Origin of the sequence: Faucicola mancuniensis (assembly GCF_046523945.1) — a bacterium.
GTDB classification, from domain to species: Bacteria; Pseudomonadota; Gammaproteobacteria; order Pseudomonadales; family Moraxellaceae; genus Faucicola; species Faucicola mancuniensis.
Map to the genome: position 1 here is coordinate 1,194,402 of NZ_CP171363.1, position 26,661 is coordinate 1,221,062.

Annotated in this window: 10 protein-coding genes, 2 tRNA genes, 3 rRNA genes and 2 pseudogenes; 14 read left to right on the top strand and 3 right to left on the bottom strand. The window is 41.5% G+C overall.

Annotated elements, in window-relative coordinates; all coding sequences use genetic code 11:
- Nucleotides 1–184 precede the first annotated feature (184 nt).
- From gltB to ACGTJS_RS05910, 3 genes and pseudogenes are all read left to right on the top strand, one after another.
- The gene (gene gltB, locus ACGTJS_RS05900; RefSeq protein WP_410473114.1) at nucleotides 185–4,654 is read left to right on the top strand and encodes a glutamate synthase large subunit; all 4,470 of its coding nucleotides are present in this window, start codon (nucleotides 185–187) and stop codon (nucleotides 4,652–4,654) included.
- A gap of 83 nt (nucleotides 4,655–4,737) precedes the next feature.
- Nucleotides 4,738–6,159: an FAD-dependent oxidoreductase gene (locus ACGTJS_RS05905; RefSeq protein ID WP_410473115.1), complete on the top strand. Its 1,422-nt coding sequence runs from the start codon at nucleotides 4,738–4,740 to the stop codon at nucleotides 6,157–6,159.
- A 110-nt stretch (nucleotides 6,160–6,269) separates the two neighbouring features.
- Nucleotides 6,270–6,482, top strand: a pseudogene (locus tag ACGTJS_RS05910) (lipocalin family protein); the annotation flags it as partial.
- Nucleotides 6,483–6,542: 60 nt separating this feature from the next.
- On the opposite strand, the pseudogene fdxA reads toward ACGTJS_RS05910, so the two are convergent.
- The 3 genes and pseudogenes from fdxA to ACGTJS_RS05925 form a co-directional block, all read right to left on the bottom strand.
- Nucleotides 6,543–6,866: pseudogene (gene fdxA / locus ACGTJS_RS05915) on the bottom strand (ferredoxin FdxA).
- A 70-nt stretch (nucleotides 6,867–6,936) separates the two neighbouring features.
- A complete protein-coding gene (gene mutS / locus ACGTJS_RS05920; RefSeq protein WP_410473116.1) occupies nucleotides 6,937–9,894 on the bottom strand; it encodes a DNA mismatch repair protein MutS in 2,958 nt (985 codons plus the stop codon).
- Between the two features lie 9 nt (nucleotides 9,895–9,903).
- Entirely contained in the window at nucleotides 9,904–10,902 is a 999-nt protein-coding gene (locus tag ACGTJS_RS05925) for an adenosine deaminase (protein WP_315042241.1), read from the bottom strand.
- Nucleotides 10,903–11,095: 193 nt separating this feature from the next.
- Between ACGTJS_RS05925 and secA the strand changes: the two genes are divergently transcribed.
- The 11 genes from secA (at nucleotide 11,096) to ACGTJS_RS05980 (ending at nucleotide 26,642) form a co-directional block, all read left to right on the top strand.
- Nucleotides 11,096–13,903 carry a preprotein translocase subunit SecA gene (gene secA, locus ACGTJS_RS05930; protein WP_315042245.1) on the top strand — a complete coding sequence of 936 codons (2,808 nt, stop codon included), beginning with the start codon at nucleotides 11,096–11,098 and terminating at the stop codon, nucleotides 13,901–13,903.
- A gap of 21 nt (nucleotides 13,904–13,924) precedes the next feature.
- Complete coding sequence (locus tag ACGTJS_RS05935) at nucleotides 13,925–14,335, top strand: hypothetical protein (RefSeq protein ID WP_315042248.1); 411 nt, start codon at nucleotides 13,925–13,927, stop codon at nucleotides 14,333–14,335.
- A 126-nt stretch (nucleotides 14,336–14,461) separates the two neighbouring features.
- Nucleotides 14,462–15,151 (top strand): phosphate regulon transcriptional regulator PhoB, encoded by a 690-nt coding sequence (phoB, locus tag ACGTJS_RS05940; protein ID WP_315042251.1) that lies wholly within the window; start codon nucleotides 14,462–14,464, stop codon nucleotides 15,149–15,151.
- Nucleotides 15,152–15,259: 108 nt separating this feature from the next.
- Nucleotides 15,260–15,682, top strand: a complete 423-nt coding sequence (locus ACGTJS_RS05945; protein ID WP_410473117.1) for a hypothetical protein — start codon at nucleotides 15,260–15,262, stop codon at nucleotides 15,680–15,682.
- Nucleotides 15,683–16,180: 498 nt separating this feature from the next.
- Nucleotides 16,181–17,708 (top strand): 16S ribosomal RNA (locus ACGTJS_RS05950).
- A gap of 54 nt (nucleotides 17,709–17,762) precedes the next feature.
- A tRNA-Ile gene (locus ACGTJS_RS05955) sits at nucleotides 17,763–17,839 on the top strand.
- Between the two features lie 3 nt (nucleotides 17,840–17,842).
- Nucleotides 17,843–17,918 (top strand) — tRNA-Ala (locus ACGTJS_RS05960).
- 292 nt (nucleotides 17,919–18,210) lie between these two features.
- Nucleotides 18,211–21,062 (top strand): 23S ribosomal RNA (locus tag ACGTJS_RS05965).
- A gap of 124 nt (nucleotides 21,063–21,186) precedes the next feature.
- Nucleotides 21,187–21,299: ribosomal RNA gene (rrf, locus tag ACGTJS_RS05970) — 5S ribosomal RNA — on the top strand.
- The 16S, 23S and 5S rRNA genes sit together here with 2 tRNA genes alongside, the layout of an rRNA operon.
- A 166-nt stretch (nucleotides 21,300–21,465) precedes the next feature.
- Complete coding sequence (locus ACGTJS_RS05975) at nucleotides 21,466–22,359, top strand: restriction endonuclease (protein ID WP_315042944.1); 894 nt, start codon at nucleotides 21,466–21,468, stop codon at nucleotides 22,357–22,359.
- Nucleotides 22,356–26,642 carry an Eco57I restriction-modification methylase domain-containing protein gene (locus tag ACGTJS_RS05980; protein ID WP_410473118.1) on the top strand — a complete coding sequence of 1,429 codons (4,287 nt, stop codon included), beginning with the start codon at nucleotides 22,356–22,358 and terminating at the stop codon, nucleotides 26,640–26,642. The genes ACGTJS_RS05975 and ACGTJS_RS05980 overlap by 4 nt, the downstream gene beginning before the upstream one ends.
- Nucleotides 26,643–26,661 lie beyond the last annotated feature (19 nt).

Genomic DNA, 26,661 nt, shown 5'->3' on the forward strand with positions numbered 1-26,661 from the left:
TTAGCAAAAAACAGGCTTTTAACTATTTGAAAACCCTACGCAAAAAATTCGGAATTAATCAATCAATAAAAATAGTAGCTTTTTTGTTATCAATTCGTTAAGATAGACGGTTGTATTGATTGTATTTTACAGTAGCCTTCGCCAACTGTCCATTTTTTCAGTTTTGCATTTAGGGAATACGCCTATGTCCTCACACTTATATTCTTCTCAACATAACCTTTATCAACCTGATGAATTTAAAGACAATTGTGGTTTTGGTCTGATTGCCCATACGCACGGCGAAGCCAGTCATGATTTGGTTGAAACCGCTATTCACAGTCTAAGCTGTATGACGCACCGTGGTGGTGTGGCAGCCGATGGCAAGACGGGCGATGGTTGTGGTCTATTAATGGCAATGCCAAAAGATTTTTTTCAAAAAGTCGCATCGGACAATGGTTTTACCCTTAATCCGATTTTTGCCGTTGGTACAATTTTTGTCAATTTGGATAAAGATTTAGCCCAAAAATCACAAGATATTTTAAATAAAGAAATTGAAAATCAAGGTTTAACAGTCGCTGGCTGGCGTGATGTGCCTGTGGATTTGTCAATTGTTGGTGAAATCGCTCGTGAATCGTTGCCAGCGTTTAAACAAATTTTAGTCAATTGTCCGACTGATATGGACGAACCGACTTTTAACCGTAAATTATTTATCGCTCGTAAAAAAGCCGAATTACAACTCACTGATGACCCATTGTTTTACGTTACCGCTTTAACTTCACAAACCGTGATTTATAAAGGTTTGGTGATGCCTGCGGATTTACCTGCGTTTTTCTTGGATTTACAAGATGAGCGTTTGGCATCGCATATTGTGGTTTTCCACCAACGTTTTTCAACCAATACCTTACCACGTTGGCCGTTGGCACAACCGTTCCGCTACTTGGCTCACAATGGCGAATTAAACACCATTGAAGGCAACCGAGATTGGGCGGTGGCTCGTACACCAAAATTCGTTACTGATTTAATCCCAGAATTGCAAGAATTGCACCCATTGGTAAACCGTGTTGGTTCGGACTCATCAAGCCTTGATAATATGCTTGAAGTGTTGGTATCTGGCGGTATGGACTTGTTCCGTGCCTTGTCTATCCTTGTGCCACCTGCTTGGCAAAATGTGGACACAATGGACATGGATTTGCGTGCGTTTTACGAATTTTATTCACAACACATGGAAGCGTGGGACGGTCCTGCAGGCTTGGTAATTCAAGACGGTCGTTATGCCGTGTGTATGCTTGACCGTAACGGCTTGCGTCCATCTCGTTGGGTAACGACCAAAAACGGCTATATCACAGTTGCATCAGAAGTTGGCACTTGGGATTATCAACCTGAAGATGTGGTTGCAAAAGGGCGTGTCGGGCCTGGGCAAATGCTTGTCATTGACACAGAAACAGGCAACATCATGGACACAAAAGCGGTCGGTCGTCAGTTGAAAAAAGCCTATCCGTATCGTTTGTGGTTGCGTGAAAATGCGGTACGTCTGCGTAATGATGAACGTTTGGAAGAAGAAGCGTTAAAATCTGCGATTAAAGGCGATGAGCTTTTTGCTTTACAAAAAATGTTCCACATTACCAATGAAGAACGCACCGAAATCTTACGTCCGTCTGCCGAAAACGGTCAAGAAGCGGTCGGTTCAATGGGTGATGATACACCAATGGCAGTTTTGTCAAAACAAATTCGCCACATGGCGGACTTTTTCCGTCAGCAATTCGCTCAAGTTACCAATCCACCGATTGACCCATTGCGTGAAGCGATTGTTATGTCGCTAGAAACGTGTTTAGGCACAGAAAAAAATATTTTTGACCCAACACCAGACCACGCTAATCGTATTGTATTGTCATCACCTGTGTTGTCGTCAAGCAAAATGGCACAAATCCAAAACATTGACAAAAAAGGTTTTGCCCTACAAGTTATTGATTTAAATTATGATGAAACACAATCATTAGAAAAAGCTCTAAAAAATATCTGCAAACAAGCCGAAAAAGCAGTAAAAGCAGGTAAAGTAATTTTGGTGTTGTCTGATAAAAACATTGAAAAAGGAAAAATCCCTGCCAATGCGATTATGGCGACAGGGGCGGTGCATCACCACTTGATTAACGTGGGCTTGCGTTGCGATGCCAATATCGTAGTGGAAACAGGCTTAATGCGTGATTCACACCATTTAGCGGTATTGCTTGGCGTGGGTGCGACTGCGGTTTATCCATATTTGGCGTACAGCGTCATTGCCGATTTGGTGGAAAAAGGTGAACTATTGGGCGACCCATTATACGCACAAGAAAACTTCCGTAAAAGTATGGACAAAGGTTTGTTAAAAATCTTGTCAAAAATGGGGATTTCAACCATTTCATCATATCGTGGTGCACAATTATTTGAAGCGGTTGGCTTGTCAAAAGAAGTCGTGGACTTGTGTTTTGATGGCGTGGAGAGCCGTATTCAAGGGGCGACTTTTGACGATTTACAAGCCGACCAAAAAGCCTTGGCAAATAACGCCTTTAGCAAACGCACACCGATTGACCAAGGTGGTTTGTTAAAATTTGTGTTTAACAAAGAATATCACGCCTTTAATCCTGACGTGATTCAAGCCTTGCACAAAGCGGTTCGCACAGGCGATTACACCAATTATCAAGCCTATGCCGATATTGTCAATACTCGCCCTGTTGCGACCATTCGTGATTTGTTAAAATTAAAAACCGACAATCCGATTAAACTTGACGATGTGGAAAGCGTTGAAAATATTTTAAAACGTTTTGACTCAGCAGGTATGTCATTGGGTGCATTGTCGCCAGAAGCCCACGAAGCGATTGCCATTGCCATGAACACAATTGGCGGTCGTTCAAACTCTGGGGAAGGTGGTGAAGACCCTGTGCGTTACAACACCGTGCGTAACTCAAAAATCAAACAAGTGGCATCGGGACGTTTTGGGGTAACACCTGCGTATTTGCGTTCGGCAGAAGTCATGCAAATCAAAGTCGCTCAAGGGGCAAAACCGGGGGAAGGCGGTCAATTGCCGGGTGGTAAAGTAAACAGTTTAATCGCTCGTTTGCGTTATTCTGTGCCGGGTGTTACCTTGATTTCTCCACCACCGCACCACGATATTTATTCAATTGAAGACTTGGCACAGTTGATTTTTGACTTAAAACAAGTCAATCCTGATGCGTTGGTGTCGGTAAAACTCGTATCTCGCCCAGGTGTTGGCACAATTGCGACAGGCGTGGCAAAAGCCTATGCCGATTTGATTACCATTTCTGGTTATGACGGTGGTACAGCCGCATCGCCGTTATCATCAATTCATTATGCAGGTTCGCCTTGGGAATTGGGTCTGTCAGAAGCTCATCAGTCGCTTCGTGTCAATGGCTTACGCCACAAAGTGCGTATCCAAACCGATGGCGGTCTAAAAACAGGTCTTGACGTGGTAAAAGCGGCTATCTTGGGTGCGGAAAGTTTCGGCTTTGGTACAACGCCAATGATTGCCGTTGGTTGTAAATATTTGCGTATTTGCCACTTGAACAACTGTCCAACAGGCGTTGCCACCCAAAAAGCGGAACTTCGTGATGAACATTTTATTGGTGAAGCCGAAATGTTGATTAATTTCTTTAAATTTGTAGCGACAGAAACTCGTGAATGGCTTGCTAAATTGGGTGTGCGTTCAATGGAAGAGTTGGTCGGTCGTACCGATTTGTTAGAAATTTTGGAAGGCGAAACCAGCAAACAACAACATTTGAATTTGCAACCATTATTGTTTAGCCACCCAATCGCAGACGGCAAACCACAAACGTGTCAAGTAGATAAAAACGAACCGTTTGACAAAGGTTTACTTGCGGAAGAAATGGTGAGCGATATGATGGAAACCATTCGTTCAGGTTCTGGCGGTGATTTTAGCTATCGTATCGGTAACTGCGACCGCTCAATCGGTGCAAGAATTTCGGGTGAAATCGCCCAAATCTACGGCAATCTTGGCATGAGTGGTTCACCGATTAACCTACATTTGACAGGCACAGCAGGGCAAAGTCTTGGTGTGTGGAATGCAGGTGGCTTAAACATTGAGCTTGAAGGTGATGCCAACGATTATGTTGGCAAAGGCATGGCAGGCGGTGAAATCGTCATTTACCCACCAAAAGGCTCAACATTTGCAAGCCAACAAACCGCCATTGTCGGTAATACTTGCCTATACGGTGCGACTGGCGGACGTTTGTTTGCCGCAGGTACGGCAGGCGAGCGTTTTGGCGTGCGTAACTCAGGCTGTCATGCCGTTGTAGAAGGTGCAGGTGACCACTGCTGTGAATATATGACAGGCGGTATCGTAACGGTACTTGGCAAAACAGGCTTGAATTTTGGGGCAGGTATGACAGGCGGATTTGCCTATGTACTTGATTTAGATGGGGATTTCTTTGACCGTTGTAACCACGAGTTGATTGATATTCACCGTATTTCTAACGAGCAAACTGAAAGCCATCGTATTCATTTGATGCAAATTATCAAAGAACACGTTGCCAAAACAGGTAGCCAATGGGGGCAAACCTTGCTAGATGATTTTGAGCATTATGTGCGTAAATTCTATTTGGTGAAACCAAAAGCAGCAAGCATTACTTCGTTGTTAAAATCAACCATGGCAGACCCACAATAATTTAAAATTTAAAATTCTCGGCAGGTGGGCGTTTTTACAAAGTTATTTTAATGTTAAAAACGCCACTCACTTAGGAAAATATTATGGCAAAACGTTTACACAACGACTTTCAATTTCTTGACGTAGAACGCACCGACCCTACCAAAAAAGACATTGAAACACGCAAACACGACTTTGTAGAAATTTATTACCCATTTCAAAGCGAAGAAGTTACCCAACAAGCACACCGTTGCCTAGAATGTGGCAATCCTTACTGCGAATGGAAATGCCCTGTGCATAACTATATCCCAAACTGGCTAAAACTCGCCACCGAAGGGCAAATCATGCAAGCGGTGGAATTATGCCACCAAACTAACACCTTGCCAGAAGTTTGCGGTCGTGTCTGCCCACAAGACCGTTTGTGTGAAGGGGCGTGTACCCTAAATGACGGCTTTGGTGCGGTAACAATCGGTAATGTAGAAAAATACATCACAGATACCGCCTTTGCATTGGGTTGGCGACCAAATACGTCCAATGTTGTTTGGACGGATAAAAAAGTTGCAATTATCGGTGCAGGGCCAGCAGGGCTTGGCTGTGCGGATATTTTGGCAAGAAATGGCGTAAAACCGATTGTTTTTGACAAACGTCCTGAAATTGGTGGGCTTTTAACCTTTGGTATTCCAGAATTTAAAATGGAAAAAAACGTCATGGCTCGCCGCCGTGAAGTACTTGAAGGCATGGGCGTAGAGTTTCGTTTAAATACCGAAATCGGCAAAGATATTCAAATTGAAGAAATTTTGAAAGAATACGATGCTGTATTTATAGGCATGGGAACTTATACCTATATGCGTGGCGGTTACACAGGCGAACATTTGCAAGGCGTTTACGATGCGTTGGACTTTTTGATTGCCAATGTAAATCGTTGTCAAGGTTGGGAAAAAGACCCAAGCGAATACATTGACGTAGAAGGCAAAAATGTCGTGGTGCTAGGCGGTGGCGATACCGCAATGGACTGTAACCGCACCAGTATCCGTCAAGGGGCAACAAGCGTAACGTGTGCCTATCGCCGTGATGAAGACAATATGCCAGGTTCTCGCCGTGAAGTCAAAAATGCCCGTGAAGAAGGTGTAAATTTCTTATTTAACCGCCAGCCTGTTGAAATTATGGGCTTAAACGGTAAAGTAACAGGCGTAAAAGTGATTACCACGCAACTTGGACAACCTGACAATCGTGGACGCAGAAACCCAGAACCTGTACCAAATTCAGAAGAAATTCTACCTGCTGATGCGGTGATTATGGCATTTGGTTTCCGTCCTAGCCCTGCTGATTGGTTCGCCACACAAGGTATTGAGCTTGACAATAGCGGACGTGTGATTGCCCCAGAGCATCAACAATTTGCATTCCAAACCAAAAATCCAAAAATCTTTGCGGGCGGTGATATGGTGCGTGGTTCTGACCTTGTCGTAACTGCGATTTGGGAAGGTCGCCAAGCGGCAAAAGGTATTTTAGATTATTTGAATGTTTGATAAAAATTGTCAAATCATTTAAAACACCAAAAAATTTAAAACACCAAATAACAAAAACCCAATATTCATGATTGGGTTTTTTGTTCATGATATGATAAATTTGACAAAAACGGTGGTTGCCTTTTACCAAAGCGGATTATTGGGTGTTGGAATTAGATAATGATTATCAATATGCGTTGGTCGGCACACCAAATCAAAAATATCTGCGGTTACTGTCACGCACGCCAACCATGAGTGAAGCGACTTATCAGCAATTGGTAAATACCGCCAAAAATCAAGGCTTTGATGTCAGTCAATTACAAAAAACCGCCCAATACCAATAATAATGCACAATAATAAAAAATACCGCTATCAAAGTGGTATTTTTTATTTTAAATTGCAAATTACTTTTCTAAATATTGCAATTTATTTGGCACACCGTCCCATTCTTTATGGTCTGGTAGTGGGTCGTGCATGGCTGTGATGTTTGGCTATTTGTCGGCAAGCTCAGCATTTAGCTCAATGTAAATTTCTTGACCTTTTGGCACTTCATCTTCGCTAAAAATCGCATTGGCAGGGCATTCAGGCTCACACAATGCACAATCAATACACTCATCTGGGTGAATGACCAAAAAGTTTGGGCCTTCGTAAAAGCAGTCCACAGGGCATACTTCTACGCAGTCAGTATATTTACAACGTACACAGTTATCAGTTACAACAAAGGTCATGGCGATGGCTACCTTTTATCAATTTACATTTAAAAAAACAAAAAATTTAACGTTATATTTTAAACCTTTATCACGCATTTAACAATTCTTTTAAGGAATAAATTAATTCTAACGCTTGCCTTGGGGTCAAATCGTCCACTTGAGTGTCTTGAATTTTTTGGATAAGCGGTTGATAATTAGGGTTATTTTGCAAAATTCTATCATTTTGGCAATTGTTTTGATACATGGTGTGTGGACTTTTTACCAAATTTTCCGATAAACTGTCAAATAAATCCAAATTAACGTTATCATGATGTTGAACTGATTTTAACGGTTTGTGTAAAATCGCATTGTCAGCCGATTCTTTGCTTAAATTTGCCAAAAATTTTTGAGCATTTTGCAAAATTTCATCAGGCACGCCTGCCATTTTTGCGACATGAAGTCCAAAACTGCGGTGCGTGCTACCTTTGGCAATTTTGTGTAATAACAACAACTTACCGTCAATTTCTTGCGTTACCAAATGCTGATTAAACATTTGTTCGTGATTATCGGCAAGTTCGGTCAATTCAAAATAATGGGTGGCAAATAGGGTCAAACAGCCGATTTTTTCCGCCAAAAAAGTTACGCACGCATGAGCAATTGCCAAGCCGTCCTGGGTACTTGTGCCACGTCCGACTTCGTCCATCAGCACAAGCGAGTTGGCGTGGGCTTGGTTCATGATGTTGGCGGTTTCAATCATCTCAACCATAAAGGTGGATTTACCGCTTGCCAAGTCGTCCGCCGAGCCAATGCGAGTAAAAATCCGCTCAATTCGCCCAAAATCCGCCATTTCGGCAGGGACAAATCCGCCACAATGTGCCATCAGCAAAATCAAGGCAGTTTGTCGCATATAGGTGGACTTTCCGCCCATGTTTGGGCCAGTGATAAGCATGAGTTTTTCAGGTTGATTTTGCGTTGCTAATTGGCAATCATTGGCGATAAAATTTTCTTTATTTATTTGATTTTTAACGGTTTTATTTTTCTTAAGATTGCCTAGTTCTACGACAATATGCCGACCGTTTTTGATGTCAATATAGGCTTTGTTTTTGTCAAAATTATTTGATAAATCGTGTTCAAAATGTTTGCCAAAAGTCGGACGACACCACTGGCTATTTGGCAATAGGCGAGTGATACTGACCCAGTTTGCCAAAATATCTAAATAGGCAACAGATTTTGCTAATTGTTGTAAATTACTTAATTGTTTTTGTAAATTATCTAATAAACCTTGGTAAAGCTGTTTTTCCAACGCAATTGCTTGACCTTGTGCAAGTAGATACGCTTCTTCCACGTCTTTAAGTTTTGGCGTAATGTAGCGTTCCGCATTTTTTAGCGTTTGACGGCGACTAAAATGGGGTGGGGCGTTTTTGGATTGCAAACTGCTTAACTCAAAATAAAAACCGCTTACCTTATTAAATCCGACTTTTAACATCGGCAAATTGTGGGTTGTGCGTTCTTCATTGGCAAGGTTTTCAAGGGTTTGCTCTATGTTGTCGTGCAATTCTCGCAATTGGTCAAGCTCGGCATGAAACCCACGCTGTATCATACCGCCATCACGGATATGGCTTGGTGGCTCGGCAACGATGGCTTGATTAAGTTGTTGATAAATATCACAAAAAATATCGTCTTTATCCAAACTCGGCAGTTGTTTGGCAAGCATGGTTAAAAGTGGCGTATTTTCATTGATTGTTGTGGCAAAATCAAACGTAAAAATCGTGTGTAAAAACTGATTTAATTGTAAACATTTATCTATACTTTCGGCAAGTTTTACCAAGTCAGTTGGTTTTGCCGAATTTAGTCCAATACGTCCGCCAATGCGTTCAATATCGCCAATTTGGTGCAAAATTTCACACAGCGTGTCAAATTGAGCGTTCGGCAAATTTTTTAAACTTTCCACCGCATCTAGCCTGCGATTGATTAAATGCGTATTTAACAATGGACGGTGCAGATGATGTGCCAACGCTCGCTTGCCCATAGGCGTTTGGCAATGGTCAATGACGGATAACAGTGAAATGCCAGATGTCAAAACAGGCTTAAAAATTTCCAAATTTTGTTGGCTGATACTGTCTAATTGTAAAAAATCATCGCCATTTTCTAGGCTAATATGGCGAATGTGAGCAAGTGTTGATTGTTGCGTTTGCTTGCCATAATGTAGCACCACCGAGCAACAGGCGGTCGCAAGCGGTTTGTCATCAAGCCCAAAGCCTGACAAGGTCGCAACTTGTAAATGTTGGCACAAATGTTCGTTCGCATTGTCAAACAAAAACAAACTGTGAGCTTGAGCGACAATCGGCACGTCTTGCGACAGGCTATCTTGCAAGCAATGTAGCCAAGTATCACTTAATTGTTCGTCAATCAAAATTTCGCTAGGGTCAAAACGGATTAACAAATTGGTTAATTCTAATTTTAAATTTTCTAAAGAATTGCAATTAATTTGACTACATCTAATCGTGCCATGTGCCAAGTTTAATTCGGCAACACCGACTGACATTTGACTTTTGGCAAAACTTAATGCAATGACGTTGGGAATTTGCCCTTGATGAATTAAACTGTCATCGGTCAAAGTCCCTGCGGTCAAAGTGCGAACGACTTTGCGTTGCATGATTTTTGGGGGATTAGTTTTAGATTTTTTTACCGATTTTTTAGCGGTTTTTTCATCAGTAGTGTTGTCTAAATTGTCATAATAAACGGTTGAATTTTGTGCTTGATTTTCTTCATTTTCATCGCTAACTTGTTCACAAATCACCACAGTTTGCCCAGCACTAATCAAGCGAGCAATGTAGCTATCCGCAGAATGAAACGGCACACCCGCCATAGGAATGGCGTTGCCTTGCTTGTCGTTGCCACGTTTGGTTAAGGTAATCCCCAAAATCTGATTGGCAAGTTTGGCATCGTCAAAAAACAATTCGTAAAAATCGCCCATACGATACAGTACCAACGCATTCGGATAGTCCTTTTTTAGCGTCAGATACTGCTGCATCATGGGGGTGTGGTCGTTAAGGTTGTAGTTCATTTTTTATCCTTAATACGCCTTGATTTTGCTTATCCAATACTGTTTTTCATCATCGCTGATAAAAGATGCATTAAAACTGTTAATCGCCAATTGTTTTAACTCATCAGATGTCAAGTTTAACGCTGTATCAATGGCGATAAAATTATCATTCATATAACCGCCAAAATACGCAGGGTCGTCCGAATTTACCGTAACGCACACGCCTTGATTGAGCATACGTTTGATATTATGGTCGGTTAAGTTTTTCACAACACATAATTTAAGATTGCTTAACGGACAGACTGTTAAAGGCATTTGTTCAGCAATTAAGCGTTGCATCAGTTTGTCGTCTTCTTCCGAGCGGACACCGTGGTCAATGCGGTTTACTTTTAACAAGTTCAACGCTTGCCAAACATAGTCAGGGTCGCCTTCTTCGCCTGCATGAGCGACGGTCAAAAAGCCCAATTCTCGTGCTCTGGCAAACACTCGTTCAAATTTTGATGGCGGATTGCCAACTTCGCTAGAATCAAGTCCAACACCAATGATTTTATCTTTAAATGGCAAGGCTTGTTCCAACGTGTTAAACGCACTTTCTTCACTTAAATGACGTAAAAAACACATAATCAAATGCGATGAAATATTTAACTTTTGTTTGGCATCTTGGCAAGCTCGGTATAAACCGTTAAAACAAGTCGCAAAATCCATGCCACGCTCGGTGTGCGTCTGTGGGTCAAAGAAAATCTCGGTATGCACGACATTGTCTGTCGCACATTTTTCAAAATACGCCCACGCCAAATCATAAAAATCCTGTTCGTGAATCAGTACATTCGCCCCTGCATAATAAATATCCAAAAACGATTGCAAATTGTGAAAATTGTAGGCGTTTTTGACTTCTTCCACAGACGAGTAGGGAATAGCGATTTGGTTGCGTTTGGCAATGGCGAACATCAGTTCTGGTTCAAACGTACCTTCAATGTGAACGTGTAGTTCGGCTTTGGGTAAATTTTTGATAAGGGCTAAATTTGACATGGTAAAACTTTGTTTGTTGTTGATTTGACAGTAATTTTTGCTAAAATGATTTAAAAGCGTGCATTTTACAGATTTCTTACTTTTTTGCAAAATTTTTTTTGTTGAAAAAAATCCGCATACAAAACTTGTATCTAAAAAAGCTAAACCCATATATAATAGCAAAATTTAATATGATTGTAGGATTTAATTCGTTATGTTAGGCAAAGTAATCGGCAAAGTTGTCGGCACAAAAAACGACCGTGAACTCAAACGTATGCGTAAATTGGTTGATAAAATCAATGCGTTAGAACCCAGTATCCAAGCGTTAAGTGATGAACAATTAAAACAAAAAACCAGCGAGTTTAAACAAAAGTTTGAAAATGGTACAAGCCTTGATGATATGCTTGCCGAAGCTTTTGCCGTCTGCCGTGAAGCGTCTTTGCGTGTACTAGGTATGCGACATTACGATGTGCAGTTGATTGGCGGTATTACCTTGCACGAAGGCAAAATTGCCGAGATGCGTACAGGTGAGGGTAAAACCTTGATGGGAACGCTTGCCATTTACTTAAATGCGTTGAGTGGCAAGGGCGTTCACGTTGTAACCGTCAATGATTATTTGGCAATGCGTGATGCGGAGTTAAACCGTCCGTTGTTTGAATTTTTGGGTTTGACCGTTGGTGTGATTTATTCACAGCAAAATCCGATGGAAAAATTTGGGGCGTATCAAGCGGATATCACTTACGGCACAAATAACGAATACGGTTTTGACTATTTGCGTGATAACATGGTATTTAGCATGGACGAGAAAAAACAACGTCCGCTTAACTACTGTATCATTGACGAAATTGACTCAATTTTGATTGATGAGGCTCGTACACCGCTGATTATTTCTGGACAAGCTGAAGATTCTGCTGAAACCTATGCTTTGATTGACACCATTGTGGAGCGTTTAAAAGCGTCAAAAACCGAAGAGGGCAATCGTGATAATTTGGAACATGATTTTTGGATTGATGAAAAAAATCGCCAAATTGAAATCAGCGAAAAAGGTTACGAAAAAATTGAAAAATTCTTGGTAGAAAAAGGACAAATGGGCGAAAAAGAAAGTCTGTACAGCCCAGCACGTTTGCCATTGTTAGCCCATGTGCAATCGGCATTAAAAGCCCATCATTTGTTTGTCAAAGATATTAACTACATTGTCCAAGATGGCGAAGTGGTTATCATCGATGAAAACACAGGGCGAGCCATGCCGGGCAGACGTTGGTCGGAAGGCTTGCACCAAGCGGTAGAAGCCAAAGAAGGCGTAGAAATCCAAGCCGAAAACCAAACGCTTGCGACCACGACTTTCCAAAATTATTTTCGTTTGTATGACAAATTATCAGGCATGACAGGGACAGCCGATACTGAAGCTGCTGAGTTTAAACAAACCTATGACATGGACGTGGTGGTCATTCCAACGCATAAGCCGATTCAACGTGTGGATTTGAACGATCAGATTTTTTTAACAAAAATGGGCAAATACCACGGCATTATCAAAGAAATCAAACGTATCAAAGAAAAACACGCCCCAATTTTGGTTGGGACTGCGACCATTGAAGCCAGCGAAGTGTTGTCCGAATTGATGAAACACGAAGGTATCGCCCACAACGTGCTGAACGCCAAACAACACGAACGTGAAGCCGACATCATCGCCCAAGCAGGTAGCCCTGACGCAGTCACGATTGCTACTAACATGGCAGGTCGTGGTACGGATATTATTTTGGGCGGTAACTGGCAGGCAGAGCTTGCCAAATACGACAATGTAACGGACGCAATGCGTGAACAGGCAAAAGCCGAATGGCAAGTGCGTAACAAACAAGTCTTAGAGGCAGGCGGGCTACATATTATCGGTTCAGAACGCCACGAATCACGCCGTATTGATAATCAGCTTCGTGGACGTGCAGGACGACAAGGCGACCCCGGTGAATCTCGCTTTTTCTTGTCATTAGAAGATGACTTGATGCGTATTTTTGCAGGCGACCGTGTTGTTAATATGATGCGTGCAATGGGCTTAAAAGAAGATGAAGCGATTGAGCATAAAATGGTTTCTCGCTCTATTGAAAACGCCCAAAGTAAAGTAGAAAGCCGAAATTTTGATGCACGTAAAACCTTGCTAAAATATGATGACGTTGCCAACGAACAACGTAAAGTGATTTATCGTCAGCGTGATGAATTGTTAGAAGCGACAAATTTACAAACAACCATTGAACAAATGCACAACGATGTTTATAATGCGGTGATTGACCAATTTATTCCAAAAGGCTCAATTGACGACCAATGGGACGTGGACGGACTAGAAGACGAACTAGAAGATGAGTTTCGCATTGCCATGCCAATCAATGACTGGTTGGACGATGACCGTAGGCTTGATGAAGAAGGCTTACGTGAAAAAATTATCCATGCCGCCATTTTAAATTATCGCCATCGCCGTGAACAAATGGGCGATGACGCAGGGCGATTAGAACGCCACTTTATGCTCCAAAACCTTGATAAACACTGGAAAGAACATCTGAACCAAATGGACCAATTGCGTAAAGGTATTCACTTACGCAGTTATGCTCAAAAAAATCCAGAACAAGAGTACAAATCTGAATCGTTTAACCTATTTCAAAGTATGCTTGGGGCGATAAAATCCGAAACGGTGCAAGATTTATCCATCATGCACATTCCAACGCCTGAAGAAATCGCCATGTTGGAAGAACAACAACGTGAGCAAGCACGCCTTAAGCAGTTAAACTTTGAACACCAAGAAATCAATGGTTTAACAGGCGAAGCCGAAAGTCGCCCACGCCAAGCCCGTCCACAAGGTCGAGCAAACTATCAATTTAACATGGGAACGGTATTGCCAACAGCGGTAGAAAGCGTTGCCAACCCAACGGACACCACCGAAGAAAACCCATACGCAAACCTAAATTTAAGTCGCAACGCCATGTGTCCTTGTGGTTCTGGTTTAAAATACAAACAATGTCATGGTAAAATTGCTTAACATTGATAAAAGGATAAAAAAATGAAAACAAAACTTATCACCAGTCTATTCATAATGACCGTACTTGGGCTAACGGCTTGTAGCAAATCAGAACCCACCGAAAACACCCAAGCCAATACCGCCTCTGTCGCAGAAGCCCAAGCCATACCAATGTCTGCTGCCCCTGCTGACGACAAAAACGCGCCAGTCGTCATCAATGACAGCAATGCCACTGCCGATTTAGGTGGCGAAACCGCCGAAACCGTAACCGAAAATGAACCGAACGCAAGCGTAGCTGTCGCAGTAGAAGGCGGCGATAACAACATAGATAACTCAGCGATGGAACATATCAGCGAAGATGCCGAAGTCATTGACAGCGAACCTGCCTCACCCAATGCACCAAAAGCGACCGATTCCCAAGAAAAATCGGTGAATCAAAAAGTCGCCCCATAATTTTAGCAATAAAAATTGACATTTGTCATCATTTTGTCATACAAATTGGATTAAACTGCAATAAATTGCTGTAAAAAACACAAAAATATTTGCCAATTTAACCCAAATAAAAAAGTTGAAAAAGTTATGGAAACCATTTTAGTCGTTGAAGATGAAGTCGCCATTCGGGATATGATTGTTACTGCATTGGATTTGGCAGGATTTCACTGCCTAGAAGCAGGCGATGTTTCCCAAGCCCATCATTTGGTTGTGGACAACCGACCCAGTTTAATTTTGTTAGATTGGATGTTGCCAAATGGCGTATCAGGCATTGACTTTTGTCGCAGACTAAAAAAAGATGACACCTTGAACGAAATTCCCATCATCATGCTAACAGCAAAAGGCGAAGAAGACAATAAAATTCAAGGCTTAGACGCTGGTGCAGATGACTATATTACTAAACCCTTTTCTACCAGAGAACTGATTTCACGTATCAAAGCGGTTTTACGTAGAAGCAATGCTTTAACATCAGAAAAATTGATTAATATCAATGGTTTAATCCTGGACCCAGTCGCCCAACGTGTCCGAGCAGGCGACACATTTATTGACATCGGACCTACCGAATACCGCTTACTTGCCTTTTTTATGACCCACACCGAGCGAGCTTACACCCGTTCACAGTTATTAGACCACGTTTGGGGTGGCAACGTCTATGTAGAAGACCGCACCATTGACGTACACATTCGCAGACTTCGTAAAATCTTAGAACCATATGGATTTCAAGACTATGTCCAAACCGTGCGAGGCACAGGTTACCGCTTTTCTACACAAAGCTAAATGCTGTTAAAAATGGTTAATAAAAATTAACGTAAAAGCTAAAGCCAAAATCAAACAGTTGCGTTATGATAAACCTTTTAAACAGATTAAAAGCTAAAAGGACAACACATGACACACGAAAAAAAACAACACTCACTATTATATAAACTTGCCAAAGTAAGTCTTATTACCACCGCAACCCTTACTACCGCAACAGGTGTAGGTGTTTTTGGTACTTACAAATACCTACAAAAACAAGCCCAACAACGCCGACAAAATACCCAAACTGCCACCATCATGGCAAAACCATACAAAGGGCGAATCCAAAAAGTTGGCAACCACATCAGCTTTACCAACCAATCTGCCACCTACAGTATCAACGACCCCATGTCAATCACTGACACACTTGCCAAACAGGCCAACATCACAATGACAAATGACAACCAAGTCCTAGATTTCCAAACCGAATTTTTGGCGGAATTGAGTCCAAAAGGTAATTATGGCAAACTTGGGCAACACGAATACCAACTCACCATCATTGACAAACTATAAAACATAAAAATAAAACTCTTTTAAAAACAAAAACTTATACAAAAATCATAAAAATATTTGAAAATAACCCAAAAAACTATTGACACCCCCAGCTAAAAACTATAAAATACGCACCCACAGACGGACGAGCTAACTAAAGGCGAAAACAAAGCTTTAACAGAGTGAGAAAGTCAAAACTTTTGAAAAAAAGTAAAAAATACATATTGACAACATAAAATAACATGATAAAATATGTATCTTTCCTATTCAGACGATGAAAGGAACAAAAAACTCAATAAAAGACAAGAAACACAAAGACAACTTGTGTAGGTTTTCATACTTGTGAAGAAATAAATGGATAGAGAAGTTAAAGTCTTTTTTAGTAGATAAGCTAGCAATAGTTTATCTATTAAGCAGGAATAGCGAAGCACTATAGAAATAAGTTTATTTATAAATTACGAGTAAGAAGAACTTCGGAAGATGAATTTGAGCTAGTAATAATAAATGAGCGAGAAGATTGAACTGAAGAGTTTGATCATGGCTCAGATTGAACGCTGGCGGCAGGCTTAACACATGCAAGTCGAACGATGAACCCTAGCTTGCTAGGGGGATTAGTGGCGAACGGGTGAGTAACATTTAGGAATCTGCCTCATAATGGGGGATAGCTTGGGGAAACCCAAATTAATACCGCATACGACCCATGGGTGAAAGATGGCATAAGCTGTCGTTATGAGATGAGCCTAAAATGGATTAGCTAGATGGTGAGGTAAAGGCTCACCATGGCGACGATCCATAGCTGGTCTGAGAGGATGATCAGCCACACTGGGACTGAGACACGTCCCAGACTCCTACGGGAGGCGACAGTGGGGAATATTGGACAATGGGGGGAACCCTGATCCAGCCATGCCGCGTGTGTGAAGAAGGCCTTTTGGTTGTAAAGCACTTTAAGTAGGGAGGAAGACCTAATAATTAACACCTATTAGGAATGACGTTACCTACAGAATAAGCACCGGCTAACTCTGTGCCAGCAGCCGCGGTAATACAGAGGGTGCGAGCGTTAATCGGAATTACTGGGCGTAAAGCGAGCGTAGGTGGCTAATTAAGTCACATGTGAAATCCCTGGGCTTAACCTAGGAACTGCATGTGATACTGGTTAGCTAGAGTATGTGAGAGGGGTGTAGAATTCCAGGTGTAGCGGTGAAATGCGTAGAGATCTGGAGGAATACCGATGGCGAAGGCGGACCCTGGCATAATACTGACACTGAGGTTCGAAAGCGTGGGTAGCAAACAGGATTAGATACCCTGGTAGTCCACGCCGTAAACGATGTCTACTAGCCGTTGGGGTCCATGAGACTTTAGTGGCGCAGTTAACGCGATAAGTAGACCGCCTGGGGAGTACGGCCGCAAGGTTAAAACTCAAATGAATTGACGGGGGCCCGCACAAGCGGTGGAGCATGTGGTTTAATTCGATGCAACGCGAAGAACCTTACCTGGTCTTGACATAGTGAGAATCCTACAGAGATGTGGGAGTGCCTTCGGGAATTCACATACAGGTGCTGCATGGCTGTCGTCAGCTCGTGTCGTGAGATGTTGGGTTAAGTCCCGCAACGAGCGCAACCCTTTTCCTTACTTGCCAGCGGGTAAAGCCGGGAACTTTAAGGATACTGCCAGTGACAAACTGGAGGAAGGCGGGGACGACGTCAAGTCATCATGGCCCTTACGACCAGGGCTACACACGTGCTACAATGGTTGGTACAGAGGGTAGCTACACAGCGATGTGATGCCAATCTCAAAAAGCCAATCGTAGTCCGGATTGGAGTCTGCAACTCGACTCCATGAAGTCGGAATCGCTAGTAATCGCGGATCAGAAAGCCGCGGTGAATACGTTCCCGGGCCTTGTACACACCGCCCGTCACACCATGGGAGTCTATTGCACCAGAAGTAGTTAGCCTAACTTAGGAGGGCGATTACCACGGTGTGGTCGATGACTGGGGTGAAGTCGTAACAAGGTAGCCGTAGGGGAACCTGCGGCTGGATCACCTCCTTAACGAAAGCGAGTATGAGAATCTACAACAAGTTGTGAATGTGTTTTACACTAAAGGGGTCTATAGCTCAGTTGGTTAGAGCACTGCCTTGATAAGGCAGGGGTCATAAGTTCAAGTCTTATTAGACCCACCATATGGGGTTATAGCTCAGTTGGTAGAGCGCCTGCCTTGCACGCAGGAGGTCAGGAGTTCGACTCTCCTTAACTCCACCACATAAAGCAGACAAAGTGATTTTAATAATAAAGACCACTTCAATCTGTTTTATCAGAAAATAAATCATTACCTGACGAAGGAATGATAAATCAATAACAACATAGAGAAATGAGTCTGGGTTAACTATTAGTTCCAACAAATAGTTAACCTTAGTAATCAGCTAATCAGTCCCAAACTGGTTAGATAAAAGTGATTACTTAAAAGTAAAGAGAACTGAATCAAGCGTAAACTTAGGTATAAAATCGTTACGAATAATTACCTATATGGCTTTAAGCATACTTAAGGTTGTATAGTCAAGTAATGAAGTGCACATGGTGGATGCCTTGGCAGTCAGAGGCGAAGAAAGACGTGACAGCCTGCGAAAAGCGTCGGGGAGGTGGCAATATCCTGTGATCCGGCGATATCTGAATGGGGAAACCCGACTATCATAAGATAGTCATCGTATATAATACGAAGCGAACCGGGAGAAGTGAAACATCTCAGTACCCCGAGGAAAAGAAATCAACCGATATTCCCCAAGTAGCGGCGAGCGAACGGGGAGGAGCCGACTGATTATAACTTAGAAGAACGAGCTGGGAAGCTTGACCGTAGAGGGTGATAGTCCCGTATTTAAAAGGTTATAAGAAGCATATTAAGTAGGGCGGGACACGAGAAATCCTGTCTGAAGATGGGGGGACCATCCTCCAAGGCTAAATACTCCTGACTGACCGATAGTGAACCAGTACCGTGAGGGAAAGGCGAAAAGAACCCCTGTGAGGGGAGTGAAATAGAACCTGAAACCGTGTGCATACAAGCAGTCGGAGCGGACTTGTTCCGTGACGGCGTACCTTTTGTATAATGGGTCAGCGACTTATATTCTGTAGCAAGGTTAACCGAATAGGGGAGCCGTAGGGAAACCGAGTCTTAATAGGGCGTCTAGTTGCAGGGTATAGACCCGAAACCGAGTGATCTATCCATGAGCAGGTTGAAAGTGACGTAACAGTTACCGGAGGACCGAACCCACTGTCGTTGAAAAGCCAGGGGATGACTTGTGGATAGGGGTGAAAGGCTAATCAAACTCGGTGATAGCTGGTTCTCCCCGAAAGCTATTTAGGTAGCGCCTCGGACGAATACCATTGGGGGTAGAGCACTGTTTCGGCTAGGGGTCATCCCGACTTACCAAACCGATGCAAACTCCGAATACCGATGAGTAATATCCGGGAGACAGACAGCGGGTGCTAACGTCCGTTGTCAAGAGGGAAACAACCCAGACCGCCAGCTAAGGACCCAAATTCCTAGTTAAGTGGGAAACGATGTGGGAAGGCACAGACAGCTAGGAGGTTGGCTTAGAAGCAGCCACCCTTTAAAGAAAGCGTAATAGCTCACTAGTCGAGTCGGCCTGCGCGGAAGATGTAACGGGGCTCAAACTAGGAGCCGAAGCTGCGGATTTAATTGTTTCAATTAAGTGGTAGGGGAGCATTGTGTAAGCCGATGAAGGTGTATTGTAAGGTATGCTGGAGGTATCACAAGAGCGAATGCTGACGTGAGTAACGACAAAACGGGTGAAAAGCCCGTTCGCCGGAAGACCAAGGGTTCCAGTCCAACGTTAATCGGGGCTGGGTGAGTCGACCCCTAAGGCGAGGCCGAAAGGCGTAGTCGATGGGAAATTGGTTAATATTCCAATACTTGTTTATGATGCGATGGAGGGACGGAGAAGGTTATGCCAGCCTGGCGATGGTTGTCCAGGTGGAAGGATGTAGTTAGATTGAGTAGGCAAATCCGCTCGATTAGTAATGAGATCTGATAGCAAGCTGTACATGTACAGCGAAGTGGCAAATACCCTGCTTCCAGGAAAAGCTTCTAAGCGATAGTCATAAAGAAATCGTACCCGAAACCGACACAGGTGGTCAGGTAGAGAATACTAAGGCGCTTGAGAGAACTCTGCTGAAGGAACTAGGCAAAATGGTACCGTAACTTCGGGAGAAGGTACAGCGCCGATGGTGAGTAGTCATGCACTACAAAGCTATTGGCAGTCGCAGATACCAGGCTGCTGCAACTGTTTATTAAAAACACAGCACTCTGCAAACACGAAAGTGGACGTATAGGGTGTGATGCCTGCCCGGTGCTGGAAGGTTAATTGATGGGGTTAGCGTAAGCGAAGCTCTTGATCGAAGCCCCAGTAAACGGCGGTAACTATAACGGTCCTAAGGTAGCGAAATTCCTTGTCGGGTAAGTTCCGACCTGCACGAATGGCATAATGATGGCGGCGCTGTCTCCAGCAGAGACTCAGTGAAATCGAAATCGCAGTGAAGATGCTGTGTACCCGCGACTAGACGGAAAGACCCCGTGAACCTTTACTACAGCTTTACATTGAACTTTGACCTAACTTGTGTAGGATAGGTGGGAGGCTTTGAAGCAGATACGCCAGTATTTGTGGAGCCAACCTTGAAATACCACCCTGGTTATGTTGGGGTTCTAACTTAGAATTAACAAATTCAAGGACAATGTATGGTGGGTAGTTTGACTGGGGCGGTCTCCTCCTAAAGAGTAACGGAGGAGTACGAAGGTGCGCTCAGAACGGTCGGAAATCGTTCGAAGAGTATAAAGGCAAAAGCGCGCTTAACTGCGAGACCCACAAGTCGAGCAGGTACGAAAGTAGGTCTTAGTGATCCGGTGGTTCTGTATGGAAGGGCCATCGCTCAACGGATAAAAGGTACTCTGGGGATAACAGGCTGATACCGCCCAAGAGTTCATATCGACGGCGGTGTTTGGCACCTCGATGTCGGCTCATCTCATCCTGGGGCTGAAGCAGGTCCCAAGGGTATGGCTGTTCGCCATTTAAAGAGGTACGCGAGCTGGGTTTAGAACGTCGTGAGACAGTTCGGTCCCTATCTACCGTGGGCGTTGGAAATTTGAGAGGATCTGCTCCTAGTACGAGAGGACCAGAGTGGACGAACCTCTGGTGTTTCGGTTGTGACGCCAGTCGCATTGCCGAGTAGCTATGTTCGGATGGGATAACCGCTGAAAGCATCTAAGCGGGAAGCCCACCTTAAGATTAGATTTCCCTAAAGAGCCGTTGTAGACTACGACGTTGATAGGTTGGGTGTGGAAGCATGGTGACATGTGTAGCTAACCAATACTAATTGCTCGTTTGGCTTGACTATACAACGCTTAAGTGTGTTGTTAGTTATTCTGATTTTATATCACCTTGATTTAGTTCAATTTTATTTGCTTTACTTAATATCTTATATGATATAAGTATATCAGACCATTCCTCTATCCCCTTTTGCTGACGATTATAGCTTGTTGGTCCCACCTGATCCCTTCCCGAACTCAGAAGTGAAACAACAATACGCCAATGATAGTGTGGTTCTCCATGTGAAAGTAGGTCATCGTCAGCTCCTTATATCCTAAGCCCCCACCCAAAAGGTGGGGGCTTTTTCAATAGATTATCACATTTTATTATGTTAGAATATAATCCATTTTTTACTAATAGATATTATGCTTAACATCTCTCAAATAAGTTTGTTATCCCTTGGTGAAAGACCCTTGTTATTAGATAATCCAATGTTTGATATTGATTTTAGCGTTGCCAATATTTCCGAAAATTCTTTATATCAATTTTTGCCAGAAATTTTAGAAATTTTGTTAAAAGACCGAACCACTTCTTTTTACAGTAAAAAGAAAAAGAATATTATTTGGGCAAATGACAATTATATTGGGCTTGGTAAAAAGTATGGAGAAACTTGCCCCATCACCCCTGATTTGATTACAGGCAATCAGGGGAATTTAATTATTCCCAGAGCTTTAAAATCCAAAGCACAACAAAAAGAACGCACCAAATCTAAGGCAGAGGTTTTTACCCCCAGTTGGATTGTCAAAAAACAAAACGATGCTTTGGACGAAAATTTTAAAGATGATGATTTAAAAACCTATATTGGGAGAACTTGGCTTGAAATCACTTGTGGTGAAGCCCCTTATCTTGCCAATCGCTATGAAATGGCAACAGGTGAATTGATTGAATTGAATGAGCGAGCAGGATTTTTGGATAGAAAATTAAGGCGAATCAATCAAGAAATTGATAATCCAAAACAATGGCAATATTGGGCTAAAAAAGCCTATCAAGCAAGCTATGGATTTGAATGGAATGGTGATTCTTTATTATTGGCACGAGAAAATCTATTATTGACCTATTGCGATTTTTATTTTGATAAATGGCGATGTCAGCCAAAATTTGAGTTATTACAACAAATCGCCCAAATCATCAGTTATAACATTTTTCAAATGGACGGATTGACTTGCACCATTCCTTTATCACAAATTGAAAAAATCATTATTCAGCCAGCCGATTTATTTAATGATAAGGAAATAAAAACAGTGATTAAATCAGCAGGTATTCTTGTCAAAATCAAAGATTGGCAAACAGGAAAATTGGTTAATTTTATGGAGATAACATCGTGAATCATCAAATCGATAAAACCAAAATCAATACCAGTAAACCCATTTATCCACAAATTTATGCTTACATTTTGCCAGATGTCAAAAGCAAAGAAGGCTGGATAAAAATCGGCTACACCGAACGCGAAGATATCAATATACGCATTAAAGAGCAGGTGGGTACGGTAGATTTGGCGTATGACTTACTGTGGTACAAAATAGCACGATTTGCCGATAATCGCATTTTTAGCGACCACCAATTGCATCATTATTTAAGAAAACACAAACAGATAGAAAACAAGCACAATACCGAATGGTTTTTTTATAATGGTACACCCAAGCAAAGTTTGGTGGATTTTAATGATTTTATTGCCCAAAATTTTAATCAAGCAAGCAAACAATTAGAATATCAATTACGGCAGGAACAATCGGAAGCCGTTAATCAAACTTTGGCATATTTTCAAAATAATCCAAATGGCGAATTTTTGTGGAATGCCAAACCCCGATTTGGCAAAACTTTAACCACTTATGATTTAATCAGAAAGTTAAATGCCAAAGCGGTTTTGATTGTTACCAATCGCCCAGCTATTGCCCATTCTTGGTTTGATGATTTTGAAAAATTCATTGCATGGCAAAGCGATTTTGCGTTTGTTTCAACGGCGGATACCCTAAAAGAACGCCCTGTTTTAACTCGTGATGAATTTCTTGACCAAATAAGTAAACCCAATGGCAAAAAACAAATGATTGCCTTTATTTCGCTGCAAGATTTAAAAGGGGCAATTTGTTTTGGGGGAAAATTTCATAAATTAGAATGGGTTAAATCATTAAAATGGGATTTACTCGTGATTGATGAAGCCCACGAAGGGGTGGATACCTTTAAAACAGATTTGGCATTTGAACAAATCAATCGTGATTTTACCTTGCATTTGTCGGGAACACCCTTTAAAGCATTGGCAGGTGGACAGTTTGCCCAAGATGAAATCTACAACTGGACTTATGCCGATGAACAAAAAGCCAAATTACAATGGCAAGGCGAAGGGCATAATCCTTATGCCACTTTGCCAACTTTAAATTTGTTCAGCTATCAAATGAGCCAAATGATAAGCGATAAAGTCGGTCAAGGGGCGGATATTGATGGCGAAAATAGGGATTTTGCGTTTGATTTAAATGAGTTTTTTGCCACCGATGATAAAGGGCATTTTATCCGCAAAAAAGAAGTGGAAAAATGGCTTAATACATTAAGTCAAAATGAAAAATATCCATTTTCTACCAAAGAATTAAGAGATGAAATTAAACATTCATTTTGGTTATTAGATAGAATTGATAGTGCAAAAGCCTTAGCCAAATTATTAGAAAAACACCCAGTATTTGAACATTACAAAATCATTCAAGCGGTGGGTAATGTCAATAATGACAATGAATTAACAGGTAAGGCATTAGACCGTGTTAAACAAGCCATTCAAAATCACGATAAAACCATTACGCTATCGGTTGGGCAATTAACGACAGGTATTACTGTGCCTGAATGGACAGCCGTTTTGATATTGTCTAATGTCAAATCGCCTGCTTTGTATATGCAAACAGCTTTTCGGGTGCAAAATGCGTGGCAATATGAACAAAATGGGCAAGTTTATCAAAAGAAAAATGCCTATGTCTTTGATTTTGCACCTGAACGCACGCTGATTATTTATGATGAATTTGCCAATAATTTGTCCAAAAACACGCAAGGCGGTGGCGGTACAAGTAGCAATCGTGAAGACAATATTCGTGAATTATTGAACTTTTTTCCTGTGATTGCCGAAGACAGTGAAGGCAAAATGGTAGAGCTTGATGTCAATCAAGTTTTAACCATTCCCAAAATGATTAAAGCCAATGAGGTGGTCAAAAAAGGCTTTTTGAGCAATTTGTTATTTCAAAATGTGGGGCGGATTTTTGGGGCAAACAATGAAGAAATTCGTCAAATTTTGGAACAACTCAATCCTGTTGAGGAAGGCAAAATCACACCCAACAAAACCCACTCCCCGATTGATACAAAAGGCGTTCAATTAGATGAAAATGGCAAGGCGTTGGTTGATAATGAAATCGTGGTAAATACCAATAACGCTCGTTTTGGCGAAAAAGTGTATGGTGATATTAAAACCGCCACGCACGATATTATTCATACAGCAAATTTAGATAATCAAAATTTGGCAACTCAATTAACCGATGTCTTAACACAAAATACGCAAAGTACCTTTAAAGATTTGGCAAAAGAAATAGGCGTAAGTGAAAAATTTGCCGCAAAAGTGGTGAAGGAACAAAGCAAAATCATCGCCCATGAAGTGCAAAAACTTCAAGAGCAAAGCAAAATTGAGCAAAACACCGCCAAAAATGAGTTTGAAAAACAACTTAAAATTGCCAAAACCGATGATGAAAAACAGCAAATCCAAAATGAGTATGAGCGAAAAACACAACTCATTCATCAAAATTTGCAAGAAAAACTAAGCCAAACCGTCAGCACCCAAGCGGCACAATTTACCGAGCAATCCACCGCTACTATTTTGCAAAAAGCCGAGCAAAATAAGCAAGATAAAGTGGAAGATGACATTCGTGGGCATTTACGAGGGTTTAGCCGTACCATTCCGTCTTTTTTGATGGCATATGGTAATGAACACACCACTTTGGCAAATTTTGATACGCATATTGATAATCAAGTATTTAAAGAAGTAACAGGCATTACGCTTGACCAATTTCGCATTTTGCGAGACAAACATCAACTTTTTGATGAACAGGTGTTTGATACTTCTGTGCAAGAGTTTTTGAATAAACGCCAAGCATTAGCCAACTATTTTGATGAAAATCAAAGCGAAGACATTTTTGATTATATTCCTCCACAAAAAACCAATCAGATTTTTACACCAAAATGGGTGGTAAAAATGATGATGGACAAATTTGAAAGCGAAAATCCTGATATTTTTAGCAATCCTAATATTACATTTGCCGATTTGTATATGAAATCAGGGTTGTATATTACCGAGATTGTCAAACGCTTGTATCAAGGTTTAAAAAATCATATTCCTGATGATAAAGCAAGGCTCAAACACATTTTTGCCAATCAAATCTATGGTTTTGCCCCCAGCGAAATCATTTATCACATTGCCAAAAACTTTATTTTGGGATTGGATAAGGCTGGTGAGTTTGACCATAGCCATATTGTGCATTTGGATACCACACCATATGCCAAAGGCGAATTGGATTTTAATGAAAAATTAACTAAAATTTTTGGGAAAACAATGAAATTTGATGTTGTGGTGGGCAATCCGCCTTATCAAGAAGGTGCTAAAGGCGAAAGTACAAAAGACACACCTGTTTATCATCATTTTTATCAATTAGCAGAGCAATGTTCAGATAAATATTGTTTAATTTCACCTGCAAGATTTTTATTTAATGCGGGAAGTACGGATAAAAATTGGAATGAAAAAATGCTTAATGATAAGCATATCAAAGTGGTTTATTTTGAACAAAAATCCGAAAATGTTTTTGCCAATACTGATATTAAAGGTGGTATTGCGATTTTATGTCGTGATATACATCAGGAGTTTGGGGCGATTGGTACATTTACAACATTCAATGAATTGAATACCATTTCTCAAAAAGTTGGCAAATTAACGAAAAATACATTAGATGAAATTGTTACCAATCGTGGACAATATCGTTATTCGGATAAAATTTATAGAGATTATCCAAAAGATATGGAACAAATTTCAGATAGACGAATTGCTTCCAATGCGTTTGTGAAATTACCACATTTATTTACCGATGAAAAACCCAATGATGGGTTGGAATATATTCAAATTTTAGGAAGATTTGAAAATGAAAGATGCTTCAAATGGCTTTATAGAGCTTATCTAAGCGAGCCTGAAAATTTGGGGGCTTTTAAGGTCATTTTACCCAAAGCCAACGGTTCTGGGGCAATTGGTGAAGTTCTAAGCACACCCCTAATCGGGGAACCCCTAATCGGGGAACCCCTAATCGGGTATACCGAAACCTTTGTAGCTATTGGTTGTTTTGACAATCGTTTGGAAGCGGAAAATTGCTTAAAATATGTCAAAAGTAAATTCGTACGGACAATGTTGGGCGTACTTAAAATCACTCAGGATAATACCAAAGAAAAATGGGCAAAAGTCCCCCTACAAGACTTTACCGAAAATTCCGATATTGATTGGTCCCAATCCATTGCTGAGATTGATAAACAGCTTTATGCCAAATATGGGTTAAGCGATGATGAAATTGCGTTTATTGAAACTAAAGTCAGAGTGATGGAATAGCCAAATTGGATAAATATAT

What these genes read in the sequence shown, in the direction of transcription:
- phoB (WP_315042251.1), top strand. Translation starts at nt 14,462, where the DNA reads ATGGAAACCATTTTAGTCGTTGAAGATGAAGTCGCCATTCGGGATATG.
- ACGTJS_RS05935 (WP_315042248.1), top strand. Translation starts at nt 13,925, where the DNA reads ATGAAAACAAAACTTATCACCAGTCTATTCATAATGACCGTACTTGGG.
- ACGTJS_RS05925 (WP_315042241.1), bottom strand. Translation starts at nt 10,902, where the DNA reads ATGTCAAATTTAGCCCTTATCAAAAATTTACCCAAAGCCGAACTACAC.
- mutS (WP_410473116.1), bottom strand. Translation starts at nt 9,894, where the DNA reads ATGAACTACAACCTTAACGACCACACCCCCATGATGCAGCAGTATCTG.
- gltB (WP_410473114.1), top strand. Translation starts at nt 185, where the DNA reads ATGTCCTCACACTTATATTCTTCTCAACATAACCTTTATCAACCTGAT.
- secA (WP_315042245.1), top strand. Translation starts at nt 11,096, where the DNA reads ATGTTAGGCAAAGTAATCGGCAAAGTTGTCGGCACAAAAAACGACCGT.
- ACGTJS_RS05975 (WP_315042944.1), top strand. Translation starts at nt 21,466, where the DNA reads ATGTTTGATATTGATTTTAGCGTTGCCAATATTTCCGAAAATTCTTTA.
- ACGTJS_RS05905 (WP_410473115.1), top strand. Translation starts at nt 4,738, where the DNA reads ATGGCAAAACGTTTACACAACGACTTTCAATTTCTTGACGTAGAACGC.
- ACGTJS_RS05945 (WP_410473117.1), top strand. Translation starts at nt 15,260, where the DNA reads ATGACACACGAAAAAAAACAACACTCACTATTATATAAACTTGCCAAA.